The sequence below is a fragment of the Parabacteroides sp. AM17-47 genome (assembly GCF_003434625.1).
In the GTDB taxonomy this organism is placed as follows: domain Bacteria; phylum Bacteroidota; class Bacteroidia; order Bacteroidales; family Tannerellaceae; genus Parabacteroides; species Parabacteroides distasonis.
Map to the genome: position 1 here is coordinate 35,818 of NZ_QTLI01000008.1, position 22,423 is coordinate 58,240.

Here is a 22,423-nt window from a genome sequence, read left to right on the forward strand (position 1 = left end):
TTTTTATTTCTCGCTGAATATCTCCAGAACTGACCCGTGCTTCGGCAGGACTCTTCCGATTCCCGACCCGAAGCACGGCACTAAAGACAGTACTTCTCATGGAATTACTTCGGTACTCCGCAGGAAGTACTGAAGTACTTTGACCGAAGTATTCCAGTACTTCCTGCGGAGTACTGAGGCAAGTCCGTATAAGCCTCGCTAGACACACCTGCTTTGCCTCAGTGATCGTAACTTTTACCCAGATAAATATCAAATCGTATGTTGTATATCATTCTTTTTAGCTAATTTTGCGACCACTACAACTAATAGATGTAAATAAGGTATTATGATGATGAAGAGGCATGGTGTGTATGCGCTATTATTACTTTCACTAATTGGGAGCTCGGCATACAGCCAAGAGAACCAACTAGTTACCGGAACGATAGTTCAACGTCCCGCACAGCAAGTCGTATCGGATGATACGATTCCTGCGATCAATCTTGGCGAAGAGGAATTAGACAACATCGTAGACATTCGTAAACAATTCGAGAAACAAAACAAGACTTACTCGGCGCCCTTGGCCCCAAGCACGAATTTACTGCGTTTCTTGAAAAAAGACGAACTGGAGATCTCGGACGAGGCGATGTATTGGGCCCGTCTGGTACGAGACGCCTCCACGGCTTTCGATAATACGATGACCTTCCGAGACACCGTGATCGTAAACCCTTTATTCATGCCGATCGTTTTCCGGGGAGATTATCTACCCAAGAACTTGATATTCTACAACTTCGATTCATTGAAGGAGAGGACTCCCTATGATAACTTATACCGGACAGACTCCATCTTCAAAGATCTGGAGCGAAACAAACAGTTCGAGGAGATGGCTTACAAATATGTGCAGAACAATTACCCGACTTATTTCCGCTACTCCGAGAGGGATCTGCCCAATGAGGTGATCAAACCTAAATTCATCAAGAAGAATATTTATGAGGACTTGCCGATCAAGGTGGAGGCTGATGCCAATTTTGAGGACGTAGACGCTCCCGCCCGCTTTATCCCGGAGCGGAGATACTGGATATCGGCCTTCGAGAGCGCCGTCCAATTCTCCCAGAACTACGTTTCGGAGAACTGGTACAAGGGTGGAAGTAGCAACTTGAACCTGTTCACCAAGAACAATTTAAAATACGACTATAAGAAAGATAAGGTACAAGTAACGAACGAACTGGAATTCAAAGCCAGCGTATATACGGCACCGAAGGATACCTTAAGGAACTATAAGATCGGTGACGACGTATTCCGTATACACAGCAACGTCGGCTACCAAGCGTTCAACAAATGGTACTATACGTTCGACGCTGAGTTCAAGACCCAGTTCTTCACCAACTATCAAGAGAACGAGCACATCAAACAGGCCGCGTTCCTAGCCCCGTTCTCTATCAACTTCGGTCTCGGTATGAAATACGAGCTGGAAAAACAATTTACCGACAAGCATAAGAAGATTAAATTCAGCACCAACTTGGCGCCGATCTCCTATACATATATGTATACGACACAAGAGATCGATTATAGCCGTCACGGTTTCAAGAAAAACGAGGAAACCGGTGAGTTCAATAACAAGCTAAGCCAAATAGGTTCCACGATCCGTGCAGACCTCGCCTTTGATTTCAACCGTAACGTAAGCTGGCAATCCCGTCTTTATTTCTTTACCACTTATGGCGATCATACCATCGGGGAGTTCGAGAATACCTTGGTTCTGGCCATCAGCCGCTTTTTCTCCACACGTATCTATTTTCACCTTAGATACGACGATGGAGTGGAAAAAACAGAGGATAACAAGAGTTATTTCCAGCTTAATGAGTTGTTAAGTTTCGGTTTTAATTACAAATGGTAAGCTAGGATTTAAGATTTCGAATAATAAACTTTGTTAATCGTGACATAGTTTCTAAATTATACTTACTTTTGCCTTGATTTTGCAATGTCGAGATTACAAATATGAGCGAAAGTATAAATCATACAGGATTTGTAGAGAAGATCGATGGCGACACCGTCTTCGTCCGCATTACCCAACAATCCGCATGCTCGGGATGCCACGCACAGTCTATGTGCTCGGCATCCGAGAAAAAGGATAAGATCATTGAGGTACCCGATCGGTCGGGACGGTTTCGCATTAACGAGGAAGTGATAATATGCGGACAAAATTCCATGGGGCTTCAGGCCGTATTGCTGGCATTTGTCATTCCTTTGGTGATAGTCGTAGGGGCCATCGTGATCGGTACGAATCTACAATGGGACGAGACCACAAGCGGGTTAACCGGTTTATCGCTTTTACTGCCTTATTACTGTATACTATACTTAATGCGTGACAAACTAAAAAGACGATTTATATTTACTTTGAAAAAACTTAATTGATAATATATCATGATTTTAATTGCCGTTATTTCATTAGGAGCAATCGGGGCGGTCGGAGCGGTTTTCCTCTACGCTGCTTCCAAGAAATTTGAAGTCTACGAAGATCCTCGCATCGCGCAAGTACAGGAAGTCCTTCCCGGGGCGAACTGTGGAGGTTGCGGTTATCCGGGTTGCGCCGGATTCGCGGGCGCTTGCGTAAAAGCTGACTCATTAGACGGATTGCTCTGCCCCGTTGGTGGTGGCCCGGTCATGGCCAAGGTCGCTACGATACTGGGTAAAGAGGCGGGTACAACCGAACCCATGGTAGCCGTTGTCCGTTGCAACGGAACTTGTCAGGCCCGTCCACGTACAAACTCTTATGATGGAACGAAAAGTTGCGCCATCGCCTCTACCCTTTACGGAGGCGAGACGAATTGTTCTTTCGGTTGCCTAGGTTATGGCGACTGTGTGAACGCCTGCGCTTTCGACGCGATCCACATCAACCCGACTACGGGAATCGCCGAGGTGGACGAGGAAAAATGCACTTCCTGCGGCGCTTGCGTGAAGGCTTGCCCGAAGAGTATCATCGAGTTGAGAAAGAAAGGACCTAAATCACGCCGGATTTACGTGTCTTGCGTAAATAAAGATAAGGGAGCCGCCGCCCGCAAGGCTTGCGCCAACGCTTGTATCGGCTGTGGCAAATGCGCCAAGGAATGTCCGTTCGAGGCGATCACCGTAACAAACAACGTAGCTTATATCGATTATACGAAGTGCCGGATGTGCCGCAAATGCGTGGCTGTATGTCCGACAGGAGCTATTCATGAGCTGAATTTCCCTCCTCGCAAGGAAGCCGCTCCCGCTCCGAAAGCGGAGACCGTGAAACCGGCGCCGAAGGCAGAGGCTACCGTGAAACCGGAAGCCGCTCCGAAAGCTACAAGTGAAGAAAAAACAAATCTAAATTAAAATCTAATAGTATGCTAAGGACATTTCGAATCGGAGGTATACATCCCCCCGAGAATAAACTGTCTGCCGGTAAGAAAATTACGGCTCTCGCTACGCCTAAACAGGTGATTATCCCCCTCAGCCAGCATATCGGCGCCCCGGCGCAGGCCGTGGTGAAGAAAGGGGATCTGGTAAAGGTGGGTACATTGCTAGCCAAGGCGGGTGGTTTCGTATCAGCGAACATCCACTCTTCCGTATCCGGCAAAGTGAACAAGATAGATAACGCTCTCGACGCTAGCGGATACAAACGTCCCGCTATCTATATAGATGTGGAAGGTGATGAATGGGAAGAGACGATCGACCGCAGCGAGACCTTAGTGAAGGAGTGTGCGCTGTCTTCCAAGGAAATCGTGGATAAGATCGCCGCTTCCGGTATCGTCGGTCTGGGTGGAGCGACTTTCCCTACGCAGGTGAAATTGATGCCGCCTCCCGGAAACAAGGCAGAGATCGTAATCATCAACGCCGTGGAGTGTGAGCCTTATCTTACTTCCGACCATTCGTTGATGCTGGAGAAAGGCGAGCAAATCCTAGTCGGTGTCACGATCCTAATGAAAGCGGTCAACGTGAACAAGGCCGTGATCGGTATCGAGAATAACAAGCCGGACGCTATCGCCCATCTGCAAAAGTTGGCGGTAAATTATAAAGGTATAGAGATCATGCCGCTTAAGGTACAATATCCGCAAGGAGGCGAGAAACAATTGATCGACGCCGTTATTCGCCGTCAGGTAAAAAGTGGTGCGCTTCCTATCTCGGCGGGTGCCGTGGTACAGAACGTAGGAACTGCTTATGCCGTTTACGAGGCGGTACAAAAGAACAAACCGTTGTTCGAGCGTGTGGTGACGATCACGGGTAAGGCGGTAGCTAATCCTTCCAATTTCTTGGTTCGTATGGGAACCCCGATCAGTTGCTTGATCGAGGCCGCAGGTGGCCTGCCCGAGAATACGGGTAAGATTATCGGTGGCGGACCGATGATGGGTAAAGCGTTGATCAGCGCCGAGGTGCCGGTTTGCAAAGGAAGCTCCGGCGTTTTATTACTGACGAAAGAGGAGTCTGTCCGCAAGCCGATCCGGGATTGCATCCGTTGCGCCAAATGCGTAGGTGTCTGCCCGATGGGATTAAACCCTACCCTATTGATGAACGCCACGGAATTCCAGAATTGGGAATTGGCGGAGAAGAACTATATCACCGACTGTATCGAGTGCGGGTCGTGTAGTTATACCTGTCCGGCCAACCGTCCGTTGCTGGATCAGATCCGGTTGGGTAAAGGAAAAGTTATGGGTATTATCCGGTCTAGAAAGTCATAAAACAAGAGCAACATGGAAAATAATTTATACGTATCGCCCTCGCCCCACATCCATGGTGGCGACAGCATAAGCAAAAATATGTATGGTGTACTGATTGCCCTTATCCCGGCTTTCTTGGTATCCCTTTATTTCTTCGGTCTGGGAGCGTTGATCGTTACGGTCGTATCGGTTCTGGCCTGTATGATATTCGAGTATTTGATCCAGCGATTCCTGATGAAAAAGGAACCGACCCTTTGCGATGGCTCCGCTATCCTGACAGGTGTATTGCTGGCCTTCAACCTACCTTCCAACCTTCCGGTCTGGATCATTATTATCGGAGCGTTGGCGGCGATCGGCATCGGCAAGATGTCTTTCGGTGGATTAGGTAATAATATTTTCAATCCGGCGTTAGTCGGACGTGTATTCTTATTGATCTCCTTCCCGGCACAGATGACGACTTGGCCGGTGGTAGATGCCTTGAACGTTTTCCCGATGACTTATACGGATGCCCAGACCGGCGCAACGGTATTGTCGTTGATGAACGAAGGCGTGACCGAGCTTCCGTCTTACGGGAACATGCTTGTAGGAGCTATGGGAGGTAGTCTCGGTGAAGTGAGCGCCGTGGCCTTGATCCTCGGTCTTTTATTCATGCTATGGAAAAAGATCATCACTTGGCAGATCCCGGTATCCATCTTGGCTACCGTATTCGTATTCACGGGCATCATGCACTTGGTGAATCCGGTACAATACGCCAGCCCGTTCGTTCACTTATTATCCGGCGGTTTGTTATTAGGCTCCATCTTTATGGCGACCGACTACGTAACCTCGCCGATGAGCAAGAACGGAATGCTTGTCTACGGCGTGGGAATCGGAATCCTTACCACGGTGATCCGTTTGTTCGGGTCTTACCCGGAAGGTATGTCGTTCGCTATCCTGATCATGAACGCATTTACTCCGCTAATCAACAGCTATATCAAACCTAAACATTTCGGAGGAAAGTAAGCATGGCAAAATTAAAATCAACATTACCCAATATGCTCCTTTCACTAACAGGCATTTGCTTGGTAGCAGGGGCGATCCTAGCCGGAGTGAACCAGTTTACCGCCGGCCCTATAGCGGTAGCTAAAGCGACCGCCTTGGAGGAAGCGATTAAAGCCGTTGCTCCCGAGTTCGACAACAAACCGACTGAGGACGTCTATATGGCCGTCTCCTCCGATGGTGATTCCCTCAAGATTTATCCTGCCAAGAAAGGCGGACAAGTCGTTGGCGGAGCCGTAGAGAGTAATACGAAAAAAGGCTTTAGCGGTGAGATACGGGTTATCGTAGGTTTCGATATGGATGGCAAGATCTTGAACTATTCCGTATTGCAACACGCCGAGACTCCGGGTTTGGGAGCCAAGATGCAAGAATGGTTCCGTGCGGACAAGAACAAGCAAAGTGTCTTGGGACGTACGATTCCGGACGGAGGCTTAAAAGTAACAAAAGATGGTGGCGACGTGGACGCTATCACGGCAGCGACCATCTCCAGCCGTGCGTTCCTCGATGCCGTGAACCGTGCGTATAGCGCATTCGCAGGCGTAGACGGATTAACGGGTGCCACTTCAACTGATAACAAATAAAAAGGGAGGACAGAGCAATGAGTAATCTAAAAATATTGATGAATGGTATCATCACGGAGAACCCGACATTTGTATTACTGTTAGGTATGTGTCCTACCTTGGGAACGACCTCTTCGGCCATCAACGGCATGAGTATGGGATTGGCTACGATGTTCGTATTGATTTGCTCGAATATCGTGATCTCCGCCTTGAAAAACGTAATCCCCGACTTGGTGCGTATCCCGGGATATATCGTTGTGATCGCGACGTTCGTGACCGTAGTGCAGATGTGCATGGAAGCATTCGTTCCGGCTTTATACGCTAGCTTAGGATTATTTATCCCGTTGATCGTGGTAAACTGTATCGTACTAGGACGTGCCGAGGCTTTCGCTGCGAAGAACGGCGTAATCCCATCCGCTTTCGACGGAATCGGTATCGGACTGGGCTTCACGATGGCTCTTACACTGCTGGGCGCTTGCCGTGAGTTCTTGGGAACCGGTAAGTTATTCAACGTAACCTTGATGCCCGAGGAATACGGTTCGTTGATCTTCGTATTGGCTCCGGGAGCGTTTATCGCCTTGGGTTATCTGGTAGCAATAGTAAACAAACTACGTAAAGCATAATAAACGGATCATATGGAATATATATTGATATTTATCGCCGCCGTATTCGTTAATAACGTTGTACTGGCACAGTTCTTGGGAATTTGTCCGTTCTTGGGGGTATCTAAGAAAGTGGAGACTGCCGCAGGCATGGGAGCCGCCGTTACGTTCGTGCTTACGATCGCCACGATTGTTACATTCCTCGTGCAAAAATACATATTGGACGCTTTCGGATTAGGGTTCATGCAGACGATCAGTTTCATCTTGATCATCGCCGCCTTGGTTCAGATGGTGGAAATCATATTGAAGAAGGTCTCTCCCGCCCTTTATCAAGCGTTGGGTGTATTCCTTCCGTTGATCACCACGAACTGCTGTATCTTGGGTGTGGCTATCCTTGTAATCCAAAAAGAGTATAATTTATTAGAATCTGTGGTATATGCTATCTCGACCGCTATTGGATTTGCGCTAGCTTTGATTATCTTCGCGGGTATTCGGGAGCAACTAGCCATGACGCATGTTCCGGAAGGCATGAAAGGCACTCCTATCGCCTTGATAACGGCCGGTTTGCTAGCTATGGCTTTTATGGGATTCTCGGGTATCGTATAACAAACTTATCTAAATGAACACTAGAATGAAAAAGAAGATTTTAGTAGCGGGCGGAACCGGTTATATCGGCTCACACACCACAGTAGAATTGCAGAACGCCGGATATGAGGTAGTCATTATCGACGATTTGTCAAACTCGAATATCGAGGTGCTCGATGGTATCGAGAAAATCACGGGCATCCGTCCGGAGTTTATCCAATTGGATCTAAAGGATAAGGAAGGTACTCGCAAGGCATTGGAAGCTCATCCGGGCATCAAAGGCATTATCTTGTTCGCCGCTAGCAAGGCGGTAGGAGAATCCGTACAGCAGCCTTTGAAGTATTATCGCAATAATATTGTCACTTTGGTGAACTTGTTGGAGATGATGCCTGAATTCAATATCGAAGGTATCGTATTCTCTTCCTCTTGTACGGTATACGGACAACCGGACCCGGAGAACTTGCCGGTAACCGAGAATGCCCCGATCAAACCCGCTATGTCTCCTTATGGAAACACGAAGCAGATCAACGAGGAGATTATCCGGGATACGATCCACGCAGGAGCGCCTTTCAAGAGTATCATCTTGCGCTACTTCAACCCGATAGGCGCACACCCAAGCGCAGAGATCGGCGAGTTGCCGAATGGTGTTCCCCAGAACTTGATCCCGTACTTGACACAGACGGCTATGGGTATCCGCAAGGAACTAAGCGTATTCGGCGATGATTATGATACAGCAGACGGTTCTTGCATCCGTGACTATATCAATGTCGTAGACTTGGCGAAAGCACATGTAATCGCTATGGACCGTATGCTTGAGAATAAGTCTGATGAGCATATCGAGATATTCAACCTAGGTACCGGCAATGGTGTTTCTGTCCTTGAACTGATCAATACCTTCGAGCAGACAACAGGCGTTAAGGTTCCGCACAAGATCGTGGGCCGTCGTGAAGGTGATATCGAGAAGGTATGGGCCAATCCGGAGCACGCGAATAAGGTATTAGGCTGGACCGCCAAGGAGACTTTAGCCGACACCCTGCAATCCGCATGGAACTGGCAGAAACGTTTGAGAGAACGTGGCATCCAGTAAATAACACAAAAAAAGAGGCCGTATCTGATAGCGCTTAGCTAAGGATACGGCCTTTTTTATATCCTTATATCTACAAGTACTTCTCTAAGATCTCAAGAACCTTCCCGAAATCGATCGGCTTAGCGATATGCTCATTCATTCCGGATTCTTTACACAACTTGATGTCTTCCGCAAATGCGTTCGCAGACATGGCTACTATCGGCATGGACTTGATATCCGGACGTTCTAATGCCCGAATATGGCGAGTAGAGTCGTACCCGTTCATGACCGGCATCTGGATATCCATAAATACCAAGTCATAATATCCCGGACTAGAGTTTTTTACCATATTCACCGCGACAAGGCCATTTTCCGCCTCCTCTACCACCGCACCGGTCTCTTCTAGCAACACAGTCGCTATTTCCCTATTCAAGCTATTATCTTCCACCAGCAAGATCCGCTTACCCTCAAAGTTACCGAAAGGATATTGAGGCTTCTCCGTCTCTTCCTCTTTTTTCTCTTGCTTGATAGCGAAACTTTTCATCAAATAAAATAACTTGGATTTCATCAACGGCTTACTTATGAATCCATCGACACCGGCTCGTTGGGCTATTTCCTCAAAATGCGGACAATCATAAGCGGAAAGAATAATGATCGGAATATCCCGGCCAACGACTTTTCGGATACGGGTAGCGGTCTCGATCCCATCCATTCCCGGCATTTTCAGATCAAGGATAACGGCAAAATAGTCATCATTAAGATGATGTGCCCTCTCTACTTTCCCGATAGCCTCCTCACCAGAAATGGCATACTCGCCTTTCATTCCGATCTCGTTAATCCTCATACATGCGTTCTCGCAACACACGATATCATCGTCTACCACGAGAACCGGTAAATCCCTTAAATGATCATCCTCAAAACACCCTTGATCCTGCAATTTCAACTGCATCGTAAATGTAAAAACGGAACCTTTGCCATATTCACTCTCCACCTGAATCTCACCATTCATCATATGAGCGATATTACGGCTTATTGCCATGCCTAAGCCGGTTCCTTGTATATTCCGCAGGGTTGCGTCTTCCGCACGTTCAAATGGCTCGAAAACCTTGTGTAAGAAATCCGGCTTTATCCCGATACCATTGTCTATAACCGTAACCTCAAATAAACCATAATTACCATTTTTAATTGGCTTTTCCCGTATCTCAAGTGTTATTTTCCCATAGTCCGGCGTATACTTTATGGCGTTCGACAGCAAATTCAACAATACTTGCTGAATCCGTTGCACATCGCCAATCAGCTTTTCATGTTTGACTTGAAACAAGTGAACCCGGAAATCCTGAAACTTCTGACTGACCGAAGTCTGAACCATAGTAATTACGCTTTGCAATAACTCGCCCATATCGAACTCCTCGTCTGTCAGCAAAATATGTCCGCTCTCTACCTTAGACATATCCAAGACCTCATTGATCAAGTTCAATAACAATTTGGAAGAAACCATAATCTTCTTCAAGCAATCCACTATACGCTCCCGATCGTCGATATGCATACTGGCGATAGTGGTCATACCGATAATGGCATTCATCGGAGTACGTATATCATGGCTCATACGGGATAAGAAATCCGATTTAGCCTGATTTGCCGATTTAGCCACTTGTAGGGCATCTTGAAGTAATTGCCTTTGCCGCTCTTCCTCACGAACCTCCATAATATCGGTCCGGGTCAAAAGAAGTATATTCCTCTCCTTATCGAAAAAGCTAAAACGCATCTTCTTATCCCTAAAAACGCCATTCTCCATCACCTGACAGAACAAGACATACTCACGGGAATTTCGTAAGACAGATAAGACATGATCTAGGGAAAGATTTCGGGTTAACTCATCTCGCTGATCCTCCGGCACATATTTGTGGTGGAACTCGGCTACCTCTTTTTCATAGTCATTACTCGCTATCGGGGGGGACCGGCGTCCCACTTTCACGATTGGAAGTATACATGACATAGCTATTCGTGTTTGCCTCTATATAAACGACATAATCATACTCAGTCTGAACGGCAGCCTCTACGATCTGTGCCTTGCGACAATGATTCACATAGCGGCTGAAAAGAATGACACGATCCGGAATTCCACTCTTATCTTTCAAGATACGAATAAAAGCCTCATGCCACTCAAAACCAAACAAATCATTACAGAAACGCATGTCGAACTTCTTATTCGCTACGCCGCTAGCCGCCATTTGCCGCAATGAATTCAAGGATAAGATCTCCTCCCATTTCCCTAAATCCGCAGGATATACATATTCTTGAATGTAAGTCTGGCAAAGTTCTGTATAATCCAAACATTCTCCTTCCCTTTCGGGAGTCATCGAATCTTTGATTATCTCAACCTTTTCATTACCTAATGTGACGATCCAAAGCGTATCAACTAGCTCGTTTACACCACAGAGTAGTTCTTCCAAATTTAAAGTAGTATTTGTCATTTTCAATGATATAGATTTAATTAAGAGGAATAGAGATCCTATGATTTTGAGAGTATTTCATCGAGCCTCCCTCTCCAATCCTCTCCATTCAAAGGCTGATAGGTATGGAACCCTAGTTCCTGCCCCACTACGATATTATTCTTACCATCATCTACAAATAATGTTTCCTCTGGTCTGATTCCTGAATCCAAGACCATGCGATCAAAAATTTCACGATCCGGCTTCGTGACACCGATCTCATAAGAGAGATACAATTTATCGAAATAATCATTTAATGGACGGCCCGCCGGCGTAAACTCTTTTGTCTGTGCCCATTCAAGCTGTATGATCGGATTTGTATTGCTCAATAAATAGACTTGATATTTCTCACGGAGTTTTAATATGTAGTCCAATTTATATTGGGGAACGCCGCCAATGAAGCCAAACCAAGCCCAACAAATATCCTCATAAGAAAGGTCTTTACCCGTATACTTCCGTAAATAGCGACAAAACTCCTCTACTCCGATCTTTCCGGTCTCCAGATCTTGAAAAACCCCTTTTTGTTCGTAAGGATCTATCAATCCATCGGCATCTTTGACCCCAATCTCTATTAAACGGCGAACAGGTTCATCCCGGTCCAAATCTATGATAACGCCCCCCAGATCGAATACTATATTTTTTATTTTACCCATTGCGATACTATTTAAGTCCCAAAGATACAATTTATTCCGTATATCTAGGTTACAAGGATAAAAAAGGGTATAATCTTCAACGATTATACCCCAATCCAAAGCTATATTTATGTATATAAGACTTAATCCAATTTATGGATCACCAAACCGGAGCGAAGCTTCGGTTCGAACCACGTCGTCTTCGGCGGCATGATATTACCCGTATCGGCGATATCCATCAATTGCTTCATCGTAACGGGATACAAAGCCAAGGCAACCTTCATCTCACCGCTATCCACACGGCGTTTCAATTCACCCAGGCCACGGATACCTCCCACGAAATCGATTCGCTTGTCCGAACGTAAATCCTTAATGCCTAAAATCTCATCCAGAATCAAGTTCGAAGAGATCGTGACATCCAATACGCCTATCGGGTCATTATCATCGTACGTACCGGGCTTAGCGGTCAAAGAATACCATTTCCCTCCTAAATACAGGGAGAAATTGTGCAAGGCACCCGGTTTGTAAATAGCAGAGCCCTTCTCCTCTACCACGAAGTTTTTCGTTAATCTCTCAACGAATTGTTCCTCGGTCAAGCCGTTCAAGTCTTTTACCACACGGTTGTAATCGATAATGGTCAATTGGTTGGCCGGGAAGCAAACAGCCATGAAATAGTTATACTCCTCGTCTCCCTTATGACCCGGGTTTTGCTTGGCCTTCTCCGCTCCTACCAAAGCAGCGGCGGCGGAACGATGATGTCCGTCGGCAATATACAACGCAGGCATCTCCCCGAATAACTCCGTGATGCGAGCGATATCCTTATCCTCATCGATAATCCAGAACGTATGGCCGAAACCGTCTAATTTCGCCACGAAATTATATTCGGGCTCACGAGCCGTATATTTCATAACGATAGCGTCTAGCTCTGAGTTGTCGGGATAAGCGAAGAATACCGGCTCGATATTAGCGTTGTTGACACGTACGTGTTTCATGCGATCCTCCTCCTTGTCACGGCGGGTCAGCTCATGTTTCTTGATCGTGCCATTCATATAATCGGGAACATAAGCCCCGACTACCAACCCATATTGAGTCTTGCCATTCATGGTTTGGGCATAAACATAATAGCATTCTTTCTGATCCTGAACCAACCAACCTTTTTCCTGAAAATTATTGAAATTGGCGGCGGCCTTCAGGTAAACAGCCGGATCATGCTCATCCGTCCCTTCTGGGAAATCGATTTCCGGTTTAATGATATGGTAAAGGGATTTCTCGTTTCCTTCCGCTTCCACACGAGCTTCTTGCGAGTTCAATACGTCATAGGGACGGGAAGCCACCTCCTCTATAAATTCTTTTGGCGGACGAACTCCCTTGAAAGGTTTTATTTTTGCCATGGTAATTAAATCTAATTGGTTTATGTATCAATGTAGAGACGGGGCGTGCCCCGTCTCTACAACCGGATATTCTTATTTATTAACCCGATACTTTTCATTGCCATTCACCAAGAAATCAACGATCTGCTTGGCGGCGGCGATACCAGCGTTGATATTAGCCTCGGCGGTCTGGGCACCCATCTTTTTCGGGGTGCTGAAATAACGACCGGCATATTTCTCGGCCAATTCCGCATGGATAGCGGGCATAATATCTGTCAAGTACTTGAAGTCCGGACGCTCTTCCAACATCTTAGCGAGTCCAGCCTCATCCATCACCTCCTTACGAGCCGTATTCACTACGATAGCTCCCTTCGGCATGGAATTCATCAACTCGAAATTGATAGAACCCTTCGTCTCGGCCGTAGCCGGAATATGCAAAGAGACGATTTGGCAAGCCTTAAACAAATCGGCTGTAGAAGCTACAGCCTTCACACCATCGGCCTCAATCACGGAAGCCGGACAGAACGCATCGTAAGCGTAAACCTCCATACCGAAGCCTTTAGCGATACGAGCCACGTTACGGCCCACGTTTCCATAAGCCAAGATACCCAATTTCTTTCCTTTCAACTCTGTTCCGGAAGTACCGTTATAGAAATTACGAACCCCGTACACCAACATACCGAATACCAATTCGGCGACAGCGTTAGAGTTTTGTCCCGGCGTATTCATCACGCATACCTTATGGGCAGTAGCCGCATCCAAGTCCACGTTATCATACCCCGCACCGGCACGAACCACGATCTTCAGGTTCTTAGCGGCATCCAATACCTCAGCGTCCACCTTATCGCTACGGATAATCACGGCATCGGCATCCTTAACCGCATCCAGCAATTGCGCCTTCTCTGTATATTTCTCCAAAAGAGCCAGTTCCATGCCAGCGCCTTCCACTACCTCCCGGATGCCTTTCACAGCGACAGCGGCGAAAGGTTTCTCTGTAGCAACTAATATCTTTGCCATGTCTGAATCCTCCTTAATTAATGTTGTTTCTCGAACTCTTTCATGCAAGCTACCAAAGCCTCCACGCTGCTCTTCGGCATCGCATTATAAAGAGAGGCACGGAAACCACCTACAGAACGGTGTCCCTTGATACCTACCATACCAGCGGCAGTAGCATATTTACTGAACTCGTCCTCCAACTCCTTATACTCATCATTCATCACGAAACAAACATTCATGATCGAACGATCTTCCTCCGCTACCGTACCACGGAACAACTTATTGCGATCGATCTCATCGTATAAGATCGCCGCGTTCTCAAGATCCTTCTTCTCCATAGCGGCGATACCACCTTGTTCCTTATACCATTTCAAGGTCTGTAAAGCCGCGTAAATAGGCAATACAGGAGGTGTATTGAACATGGAATCCTTTTTAATATGGGTAGCGTAGTTCAACATGGTCGGGATCGGACGGTCTACATGTCCTAAAGCGTCCACACGAACGATAGCCAAAGTCACGCCGGCAGGAGCCAAGTTCTTTTGAGCACCCGCATAGATAATATCATATTTGGAAATATCGATCGGACGAGAGAAAATATCGGAAGACATATCGCAAACCAAACGTTGCTTCACATCCGGATCCTTACGCATCTCTGTTCCGTAAATCGTATTATTAGAAGTAAAATGGAAATAATCCGAGTCATCAGCGATCGCATAACCCTTCGGGATGTAAGTATAGTTCTTGTCTTTGGAAGAAGCGACAACATCTACCTCCCCAAACAACTTAGCTTCCTTGATAGCGTTCGAAGCCCATGTGCCGGTATCCAAATAAGAGGCTTTCTTATTCAACAGATTGTAAGGAACCATACAGAACTGCATGCTGGCGCCACCGCCCATGAATACAACCTCATAGCCTGCCGGAACATCCAGTAATTCCTTGATCAACGCACGTGCCTCGTCGTTTACGGCTACAAACTCCTTACTTCTATGAGAGATCTCAAGAAGTGATAACCCCATACCCGCAAAATTTTCTACCGCAGCGGCTGTATTCTTAATTGTATACTCGCTCAAGATAGAAGGACCTGCATAAAAATTGTGCTTCTTCATACCAATGTCTTTTTAGAATGTTATTATAAATAAAGTAACTATTTTTTCAAAAACAGGCGGCTAATGTAACTATTTTTTCTCATTTGCCGACACTTTTCGAGCATTTTTTAATTTACAATCAGAATATGTCAATTAAAAACGATCTCCCCAAAGGCGCCTCATTTGCTCAATTAGTTTGTGCTCGGCCGGATTTTCCTGTCCTTTCCACAAACGTTCGCCCAAAATTTCCTTCGGAAGATACTCCTGCTTTACAAAATGATTTTCGTAGTCGTGCGCATATTTATATTCCTTGCCATACTCCAGTTCAGCCATTAATTTGGTAGGCGCGTTGCGTAGATGAAGCGGTACGGGTAAATTCCCAGTCCGGTTAACAAGTGCCAAAGCGTCGTTGATCGCCATATAGGCCGAATTACTTTTCGGGCTGCAAGCCAGATAAACGGTCGTCTCGGCCAGGATGATCCGACCCTCCGGCCAGCCGATCTTCTTCAAGGCATCGAAACATGCGTTCGCCAGCAAAAGCGCATTCGGATTCGCCAATCCGATATCCTCAGAAGCGGAGATCACCAACCGCCGTGCGATAAACTCAGGGTCTTCTCCCCCGGCCACCATACGGGCGAGCCAGTAAATGGCGCCATCGGGATCGCTACCCCGGATCGACTTGATAAAAGCGGAGATTATATCGTAATGCATCTCCCCTCCCTTATCATACGCCGCAGGGTTCTCCTGCAACCTCTCCACTACCTTCTCATCCAGAATCTCAATATCGTCACTCTCCTCGGCAGACACCACCAGTTCCAGAATATTCAGCAACTTCCGAGCGTCTCCTCCCGAGTAACGTAACATGGCATCCGTTTCCGTCAGCCTTATGTTTTTATCCTTCAGAACGACATCCTCGGCGATCGCCTTATGCAATAGCGTAAGCAAGTCATTCTTGTCCAGCGATTTCAACACGTACACCTGACAACGGGATAACAAAGGACGGATTACCTCGAACGAGGGATTCTCCGTGGTTGCCCCAATCAGCGTCACCACGCCCGTCTCCACGGCGTTCAGCAATGAGTCTTGCTGCGACTTACTGAACCGGTGTATCTCATCAATAAACAATATCGGTGATACCGTATTGAAGAAGCGGTTGCTCTTGGCCTTCTCTATCACCTCCCGCACGTCCTTCACTCCCGAACTGATCGCACTTAACGTATAAAAAGGCGCATCCAACTTATTCGCTATGATCTGCGCTAAGGTAGTCTTCCCGACTCCCGGCGGCCCCCACAATATAAAAGAGGGAACCCGTCCCGCATCAATCATCTTCCTCAACACGGCTCCCTGGCCTACCAGGTGCTTCTGTCCGATATAATCATCCAACGTCTTCGGACGTAATCTCTCTGCTAATGGTTGACTCATCATGGAAGCAAAAGTCGGATATTTTATTTACTTTTCAAAGGATAAGTCAAGAAATTTATCGTATAAAAAGAATGTTAAACAACAGGAAATAGTGACATAATGAAAGAACAATCACTACAAATACACTTTTACCCATATAATATACTAACATTATGACAATGAAAATTTAACATTCCCTTAATTCCCTATCCTTTCTATCCCATACTTTTAGCGATATCTTCTTAACACATTATACCTTCTTTCTTGAAGCATTAAATATCTATCAACTGGTGCATGATCGTCCAACAGTTGGTGCATGATCATGCAACGTCTGTTAGATGATCATGCACCAATTGTTAGATGATCTATATTTCCATATAAAACCAATAAGCCTTCCAAGGAAATGGGATAAGGGAAGCTATCAAAACATGTAAGATATATAACAAAAAAAGATGCCCCTCCATAATCGGAGAGGCACCCTATACCTTATATTATATATGTTAGATTAGCGAGTTCCGCCAGCCCACCATACAGGCTCTGAATATACGTATTGACCGTCGCCATAAGCGGCTTTTACTTCCGGATTTGATACCACGTCACTATTACCATAAGGCATACGAAGAGGGAATTTTTTCGTATTCGCCAATGTCACGAAATTCTCTCCTAATCCTTTCATTCTACGGATATCATTAAAAGTCTCGGTAGCCTCTCCCGATGCCCCCCACAAAGCCATATATTTCTGGATCATGGTCTCTTTCAAAGGATTTACAGCAAACAACGGTTTAACTTGGTTATCGAAATATGTATTGGCCGTCTCCTCTGTCATTTTTTCTGAATTCACGACCATTTTGCTACCCATATAAGTGATAGCAGAAGAGACACTTCTCTCAGCATTTGCGATTCCGGCAGCTACCGCCTCTTTCAACGCTTTCTCGGCGTCAGACGTACGGTTTAAGCGACATAACGCCTCAGCTTGCAAGAATTTCAACTCATGATAACTCATCAACATCGTAGGAGCCGTGTTTGAATATACAAAGGCGGAAACACCATATTTCTGCATATTCTGCTCAGGAGTACCATTCGGGGCCGGAACTAAGTTCTTATCAGCAGAGCCTGTAACCTGTACGCGTTTCTTGTCAGCCGTAGTAGGAGAAAGCATCACTCTTTCCAATCGAGGATCTTTACGCTCAATCAACTTGTCCGTCAAGCTCTGGCTATTGGCAAAACCAGCGCGAGAATCGAAGTAACCAAAGAATGGGTTGATATTATTCGCATCATAGACAGCGTATGCAGCCTCGTCATCCGCAGAAGTAAAAGATTTTGATACATAGTCCAAAACCTTATTCAAGTCAGCTTGCTTATCCGTGGAACGATTGATCAGACGCATCGTATAACGAGCCTTCAAACCATAAGCGAATTTAATCCATTTCTCGGCATCTCCATTATACAAATAATCATACGTACCAACCGGTGAACGATCAGACTGATTCAAATCCTCGATCGCCTTGTCCAAGGAGGCCATTATAGAGACATAAATCTCCTCTTGCTTATCTATTTTAGGATTCATATTCACCGGTGAGCCATTCTCATCCAATAAAGAAGCTTCACTATAAGGTGTATCTCCAAATATATCCGCCAATAGAGCGCCATTGTAAGCTTCCATGACCTCAGCGATACCTCTCGTCACTAAATTTCCCTCATCACGCTTACCTTCTTGACATTGACCGATAATAATACGAGCGTTCTTCAAGCTTGTATAAACATTTCCCCACGTATTCTCAAACGTAGAAGAGGCAGAAGGCTCATTCAAACGAATTTCCGCGTTATATAACTGGTTTTCGATACCCACTTCATATTCCACGTAGGAAGATGAATAGGTATTGAAGTCTCCGCTAACGTTGGAAAATGCAGTAGAAGTAATCAAGTCGGCCAAGATAAATTTGCCATCCACGCTATTTGTATGGCTCGTATCTTGGTTAATCCGATCCATTACATCCTCGGAACATCCAGCCAATGCCAAGGATACGGCCGACATAACAGCCAACCCTTTAAATGATTTTATTATTGTATTCATATATATCTGTCTTCTTTATAAATTAGAAATTTACGTTGACACCAAAACCGTAGCTAGATGTACCCGGTAAGGAGAAACGCTCGAAAGCGCCAGCCATATTGTTATTTCCTTGAGTAGCCTCCGGATCGAAGCCTTTTATCTCAGACCATACAATGATATTACGGGCGAAAACATTCACGTTTACATTCAAGTTATCTTTCTTATATACAGGATATGACAATGAAAGTTCACGCAATTTCAAGAACGAGTTGTCATAGACATAGGCTTCGTCAATGCCCCTCACGCTTTTGAAATACTCCTCTGCATCTGATCCTTTCACTCCACCCGTATAGGGAACATAGATAGGTTTACCATCCGCATCTACGCCCTTCTGTTCAACAGCAGCATAGTCAAAATGATATTTATCACTCTTACGAACCTCTCCAGATAACTTACTTGTACCGTAGAAGTTTGTCTCACCAGCCGTACCACTATACATTTGTCCACCTTGCTTCCAGTCAAATACAGCAGCCAAACGGAATTTATACAACTCGATATTCGTATTGAAACCCAAACGGAAATCAGGAGAAACCTTACCGATTACTTGGGTCTCACCAGCCTCTGGTATACCTTTTTCGTTTACTACAATTCGTCCTTCGCCATCACGTTTGTAACCAACACCATAGATTACCGGGAATTTATCGCCGATACCTGCACGTACTTGAGGAGTCACGAAACCACCCAACATAATGCTCTCTACGCCCGGAGCCAACTCGTCTACATAATTGTCGATCTTTGAGAAGTTAAAAGCGAAGTCCAGCTTGAAATTCTTCGTATCAACCGGAGAGATACCTAATGTAATCTCATGTACGTTTGAGTGCATCTTTCCACCATTCATCATCATACTGGAAGCACCTGTGGAGCCAGCCAAAGGCACCTCGAAGATTTGGTCTTTCACGTTCTGACGAGAATACGTATAATTCAATGAAACTAAACCATTCAAGAAAGTCAAGTCAGCACCAAGCTCATAAGACTTCGTGTTCTGAGGCTTCAAGTTCGGATCATAAACCACGAAATAAGGAATATACGCCATATTTCCATTAATCGGATACATAATAGGTGTTCCCTGGAAGAAACCACCACCATAACTTGGCGTATAATAATAAGACGGCACATATTCTCCTGCCATACCTACCTCTGCGTAAGAGCCACGGATCTTACCAAATGTCAAGATATCATTCTTCAAGGCTTCCACTTCCGTGAATACCCATCCAAGGGATACGGAAGGATAAAAGAACGAACGGTTATCTCTCGGCATAGAAGACACGATATCGTTACGTCCCGTAACATTCAAATAAAGCATATTCTTCCAAGCCAAAGATAAGCTAGCGAAGTTACCTACCGTACGTTTTCTCTTATACTCATGAGAGCTGTTGAATACAGAAGCGTTGTTCAAATGGTTCCAGCCCGGGAAGTTGAAGCTATATCCCACGGCTTGAGTATTACTGATTCGCTTATCTACAAGCTCATTACCCAACAAAGCATCGAATACGAAGTCCTCATTGATATTCCAGTTATACGTAAACGTCAACAATGAGTTCATCTCATTTACCGTAAAACCGTATTCGCTAGCATAACCATTCGCATAACCAGTTGTACCGTAGCCGTAAATATCAGAGTAATTGGTCGTATAAGCGTCATCACCAATTTGGTATTTCACATCCAATTTATGATTGTCCGTACCAAATTTAGTAGAATACTTCAAGAACGCATTCCCGAAGAAACGTTGAGATCTCTCCGTAAAGCTATTATTGTCGCACGCCCAGTTTCCATCATCGATCCAGTTCTCACGGAACGTATTCTGAGTATAAGGATCACCTTCGATATGGGAAGGTATGCCCGCCATAGTATAACTGATAGGAGCCGTATAAACCGTAGCGGTAACACCGTCATTAGCGGTTCCTTGCTTCTTGATCTTTGATGTCACGAAGTTTCCGTTAAAACCAGTCGTCCAGTTATCATGCAATTGCGCCTCACCCGACAGCTTCACGTTATAACGATCCATTCCCGTAGAACGAACGATACCATCAGAAGTCGTATTACCCAAAGAAAATGAATAGTTTCCTTTATCGAAAGATTGAGCTACATTTACAGAGTTACTCCAAGTAACGCCAGTCTGGAAGAAATCTTTCGCATTATTATAAGCTTGGGGAGTAGCCCATGGATCCAATCCTGCCGCAGCACGCTGAGGCACATAGTATTGTCCATTATGCAATCCACCTTTCGTATATTCATTTTGTACATTACCGCCATATACAGGATCATTCGCCAAGTCAGAGATAGACGGTCCCCAGCTAAATCCCGAATATGGGTTATAAGCACCTTCATTACCTTGTCCATATTCAGTTTGTAACTCAGGTAATGTAGAAACCTTATCAAACGCAAGATTCGTGTTGAATGAGATCTGAGGTTTTCCTTTACGAGCACCTTTTCCGCTCTTTGTAGTAATAACGATCACTCCATTAGAAGCACGCATACCATACAACGCAGAAGCGGCTTGTCCTTTCAAAATGTTGATACTCTCGATATCGTTCGGATCTAAGTCTACGGCACGGTTCGCATAGTCAGCTCCACTAACGCTACCATTATTCATCGTATCCGTATTAACATCCGCCGTAGATGCGATCGGCATACCATCGATCACATACAAAGGAGAGTTATCCCCTGTAAATGAACGGGCTCCACGGATCATGATCTTGGAAGATGCGCCTGGCATACCCGATGAGGAAGCGATATCGATACCGGATACTTTACCTTGCAAAGCCCCAGACAAACTAGTGTTAGCACCTTGTGTTAACTCATCCGATTTTACATCTTGCACGGCATAACCTAAAGCTTTCTTTTCCTTTGAGATACCCATAGCCGTAACCACGACCTCATCCAAGTTTTGGGTATCAGACATCAATGTTACATTTACATTGGGAGACACAACTACCTCCTTGGATTTCATACCGATGTATGAAATAACCAATTGCTTACCATCACTAGGAACATCCAAAGTAAAATTACCGTCAAAATCCGTAACTGTTCCCACAGTCGTTCCTTTTACGATAATGGACGCACCGATCACCGGCTCACCATCTTCTCCGACTACCTTACCGGTAACCTTCGAGGTCTGTGCCGAAACTACTCCTACGCTCATCGCAAGAAATAGTAGCACAGAAGTCAACTTTTTCTTCATAGACACATTCTTTTTATTTAAACTAAACTAGAAATTCAATTAAGCTTTCGTGGACTATAGTTCATACAGAACTACCAATTTTCAATATTTTATTTAGTGTAGTCATATGAAAAAAAAATTATCATATAAGTTTAGATCTATTAAAATTCTGTAATAAATATATTGGATTTGAGAGATATTGTTTATCAGCCATATTGGGAGGATAAGAAAAGCCAGCCGTTTTTCACAAATATCTACATAAAATAAAGTTGTAAATATTTTTAGTGATAAGCTATATGCTATAAAATATCCAGAATAAGTTGATATCAAGTCCAATATCATGCCTATAAAGAGTAAGCTCACTATTTGTTACGATAAAATTAAGATGAAAATAATTTTTTTATTTGTCAAAAAGAAACTATCGGCAGTGATAACTCATTGATTTGTGATACGATCATGTTACCTGAGTCGATTTAGACAGTGGTTATATTGCAAATTGACAGATTTAACAATTAAGAAAACAAAGGAAATATATCACAATAATAATAATTTGTTGTTTTTTTCAAGTATAATTTATAGTTTTGCAACCGTTTTTCATTTAATAGGTATGTCGTAAAACATAAAATGGAGTAGTTCTGTATGAACTTAGTTAATCAACCATTAAAATGCAG

Annotated in this window: 16 protein-coding genes and 1 pseudogene; 9 read left to right on the plus strand and 8 right to left on the minus strand. The window is 45.0% G+C overall.

Annotation, left to right across the window (positions count from 1 at the left end; genetic code table 11):
* Positions 1-325 precede the first annotated feature (325 nt).
* From DW205_RS07775 to galE, 9 genes are all read left to right on the plus strand, one after another.
* Entirely contained in the window at positions 326-1,870 is a 1,545-nt protein-coding gene (locus tag DW205_RS07775; RefSeq protein WP_008778497.1) for a DUF3078 domain-containing protein, read from the plus strand.
* Positions 1,871-1,971: 101 nt separating this feature from the next.
* Positions 1,972-2,388 carry a SoxR reducing system RseC family protein gene (locus DW205_RS07780; RefSeq protein WP_005865376.1) on the plus strand — a complete coding sequence of 139 codons (417 nt, stop codon included), beginning with the start codon at positions 1,972-1,974 and terminating at the stop codon, positions 2,386-2,388.
* 9 nt (positions 2,389-2,397) lie between these two features.
* Positions 2,398-3,330 carry a Fe-S cluster domain-containing protein gene (locus tag DW205_RS07785; protein ID WP_005865374.1) on the plus strand — a complete coding sequence of 311 codons (933 nt, stop codon included), beginning with the start codon at positions 2,398-2,400 and terminating at the stop codon, positions 3,328-3,330.
* A gap of 11 nt (positions 3,331-3,341) precedes the next feature.
* Positions 3,342-4,673, plus strand: coding sequence for an electron transport complex subunit RsxC (gene rsxC / locus DW205_RS07790; protein ID WP_005865372.1), 1,332 nt, complete (start codon positions 3,342-3,344; stop codon positions 4,671-4,673).
* A 12-nt stretch (positions 4,674-4,685) separates the two neighbouring features.
* Positions 4,686-5,654: an RnfABCDGE type electron transport complex subunit D gene (locus tag DW205_RS07795; RefSeq protein WP_005855664.1), complete on the plus strand. Its 969-nt coding sequence runs from the start codon at positions 4,686-4,688 to the stop codon at positions 5,652-5,654.
* 2 nt (positions 5,655-5,656) lie between these two features.
* A complete protein-coding gene (locus tag DW205_RS07800) occupies positions 5,657-6,271 on the plus strand; it encodes an RnfABCDGE type electron transport complex subunit G (protein ID WP_008771710.1) in 615 nt (204 codons plus the stop codon).
* 17 nt (positions 6,272-6,288) lie between these two features.
* Entirely contained in the window at positions 6,289-6,873 is a 585-nt protein-coding gene (locus tag DW205_RS07805; RefSeq protein ID WP_005865370.1) for an RnfABCDGE type electron transport complex subunit E, read from the plus strand.
* A 12-nt stretch (positions 6,874-6,885) separates the two neighbouring features.
* Positions 6,886-7,458, plus strand: coding sequence for an electron transport complex subunit RsxA (rsxA, locus tag DW205_RS07810; protein ID WP_005855659.1), 573 nt, complete (start codon positions 6,886-6,888; stop codon positions 7,456-7,458).
* A gap of 25 nt (positions 7,459-7,483) precedes the next feature.
* Positions 7,484-8,524: a UDP-glucose 4-epimerase GalE gene (gene galE, locus DW205_RS07815; RefSeq protein WP_005855657.1), complete on the plus strand. Its 1,041-nt coding sequence runs from the start codon at positions 7,484-7,486 to the stop codon at positions 8,522-8,524.
* Positions 8,525-8,594: 70 nt separating this feature from the next.
* On the opposite strand, the pseudogene DW205_RS07820 reads toward galE, so the two are convergent.
* The 8 genes and pseudogenes from DW205_RS07820 to DW205_RS07855 all read right to left on the minus strand — a co-directional run bounded on the left by DW205_RS07820 (position 8,595) and on the right by DW205_RS07855 (position 21,773).
* Positions 8,595-10,977, minus strand: a pseudogene (locus DW205_RS07820) (response regulator).
* Between the two features lie 38 nt (positions 10,978-11,015).
* Complete coding sequence (locus DW205_RS07825) at positions 11,016-11,648, minus strand: HAD family phosphatase (protein WP_005865363.1); 633 nt, start codon at positions 11,646-11,648, stop codon at positions 11,016-11,018.
* Between the two features lie 122 nt (positions 11,649-11,770).
* Positions 11,771-13,018 (minus strand): DUF1015 domain-containing protein, encoded by a 1,248-nt coding sequence (locus tag DW205_RS07830; RefSeq protein ID WP_005865361.1) that lies wholly within the window; start codon positions 13,016-13,018, stop codon positions 11,771-11,773.
* Between the two features lie 72 nt (positions 13,019-13,090).
* Positions 13,091-14,014 (minus strand): NAD(P)-dependent oxidoreductase, encoded by a 924-nt coding sequence (locus tag DW205_RS07835; RefSeq protein ID WP_005855649.1) that lies wholly within the window; start codon positions 14,012-14,014, stop codon positions 13,091-13,093.
* Positions 14,015-14,031: 17 nt separating this feature from the next.
* Positions 14,032-15,099 (minus strand): 3-phosphoserine/phosphohydroxythreonine transaminase, encoded by a 1,068-nt coding sequence (serC, locus tag DW205_RS07840; RefSeq protein ID WP_005855647.1) that lies wholly within the window; start codon positions 15,097-15,099, stop codon positions 14,032-14,034.
* A 132-nt stretch (positions 15,100-15,231) separates the two neighbouring features.
* Complete coding sequence (locus tag DW205_RS07845; protein WP_005865358.1) at positions 15,232-16,503, minus strand: replication-associated recombination protein A; 1,272 nt, start codon at positions 16,501-16,503, stop codon at positions 15,232-15,234.
* 481 nt (positions 16,504-16,984) lie between these two features.
* Positions 16,985-18,553: a SusD/RagB family nutrient-binding outer membrane lipoprotein gene (locus tag DW205_RS07850; protein WP_008778500.1), complete on the minus strand. Its 1,569-nt coding sequence runs from the start codon at positions 18,551-18,553 to the stop codon at positions 16,985-16,987.
* Between the two features lie 22 nt (positions 18,554-18,575).
* Positions 18,576-21,773, minus strand: a complete 3,198-nt coding sequence (locus tag DW205_RS07855) for a SusC/RagA family TonB-linked outer membrane protein (protein WP_005865354.1) — start codon at positions 21,771-21,773, stop codon at positions 18,576-18,578.
* Between the last annotated feature and the right edge of the window lie 650 nt (positions 21,774-22,423).

Bases quoted from the DNA above. Each gene is read 5' to 3' on its own strand.
- galE (WP_005855657.1), top strand. From the start codon at position 7,484: ATGAAAAAGAAGATTTTAGTAGCGGGCGGAACCGGTTATATCGGCTCA.
- DW205_RS07785 (WP_005865374.1), top strand. From the start codon at position 2,398: ATGATTTTAATTGCCGTTATTTCATTAGGAGCAATCGGGGCGGTCGGA.
- DW205_RS07780 (WP_005865376.1), top strand. From the start codon at position 1,972: ATGAGCGAAAGTATAAATCATACAGGATTTGTAGAGAAGATCGATGGC.
- DW205_RS07825 (WP_005865363.1), bottom strand. From the start codon at position 11,648: ATGGGTAAAATAAAAAATATAGTATTCGATCTGGGGGGCGTTATCATA.
- rsxC (WP_005865372.1), top strand. From the start codon at position 3,342: ATGCTAAGGACATTTCGAATCGGAGGTATACATCCCCCCGAGAATAAA.
- DW205_RS07805 (WP_005865370.1), top strand. From the start codon at position 6,289: ATGAGTAATCTAAAAATATTGATGAATGGTATCATCACGGAGAACCCG.
- DW205_RS07850 (WP_008778500.1), bottom strand. From the start codon at position 18,553: ATGAATACAATAATAAAATCATTTAAAGGGTTGGCTGTTATGTCGGCC.
- DW205_RS07855 (WP_005865354.1), bottom strand. From the start codon at position 21,773: ATGAAGAAAAAGTTGACTTCTGTGCTACTATTTCTTGCGATGAGCGTA.
- serC (WP_005855647.1), bottom strand. From the start codon at position 15,099: ATGAAGAAGCACAATTTTTATGCAGGTCCTTCTATCTTGAGCGAGTAT.
- DW205_RS07800 (WP_008771710.1), top strand. From the start codon at position 5,657: ATGGCAAAATTAAAATCAACATTACCCAATATGCTCCTTTCACTAACA.
- DW205_RS07795 (WP_005855664.1), top strand. From the start codon at position 4,686: ATGGAAAATAATTTATACGTATCGCCCTCGCCCCACATCCATGGTGGC.
- DW205_RS07835 (WP_005855649.1), bottom strand. From the start codon at position 14,014: ATGGCAAAGATATTAGTTGCTACAGAGAAACCTTTCGCCGCTGTCGCT.
- DW205_RS07775 (WP_008778497.1), top strand. From the start codon at position 326: ATGATGATGAAGAGGCATGGTGTGTATGCGCTATTATTACTTTCACTA.
- DW205_RS07845 (WP_005865358.1), bottom strand. From the start codon at position 16,503: ATGATGAGTCAACCATTAGCAGAGAGATTACGTCCGAAGACGTTGGAT.
- rsxA (WP_005855659.1), top strand. From the start codon at position 6,886: ATGGAATATATATTGATATTTATCGCCGCCGTATTCGTTAATAACGTT.
- DW205_RS07830 (WP_005865361.1), bottom strand. From the start codon at position 13,018: ATGGCAAAAATAAAACCTTTCAAGGGAGTTCGTCCGCCAAAAGAATTT.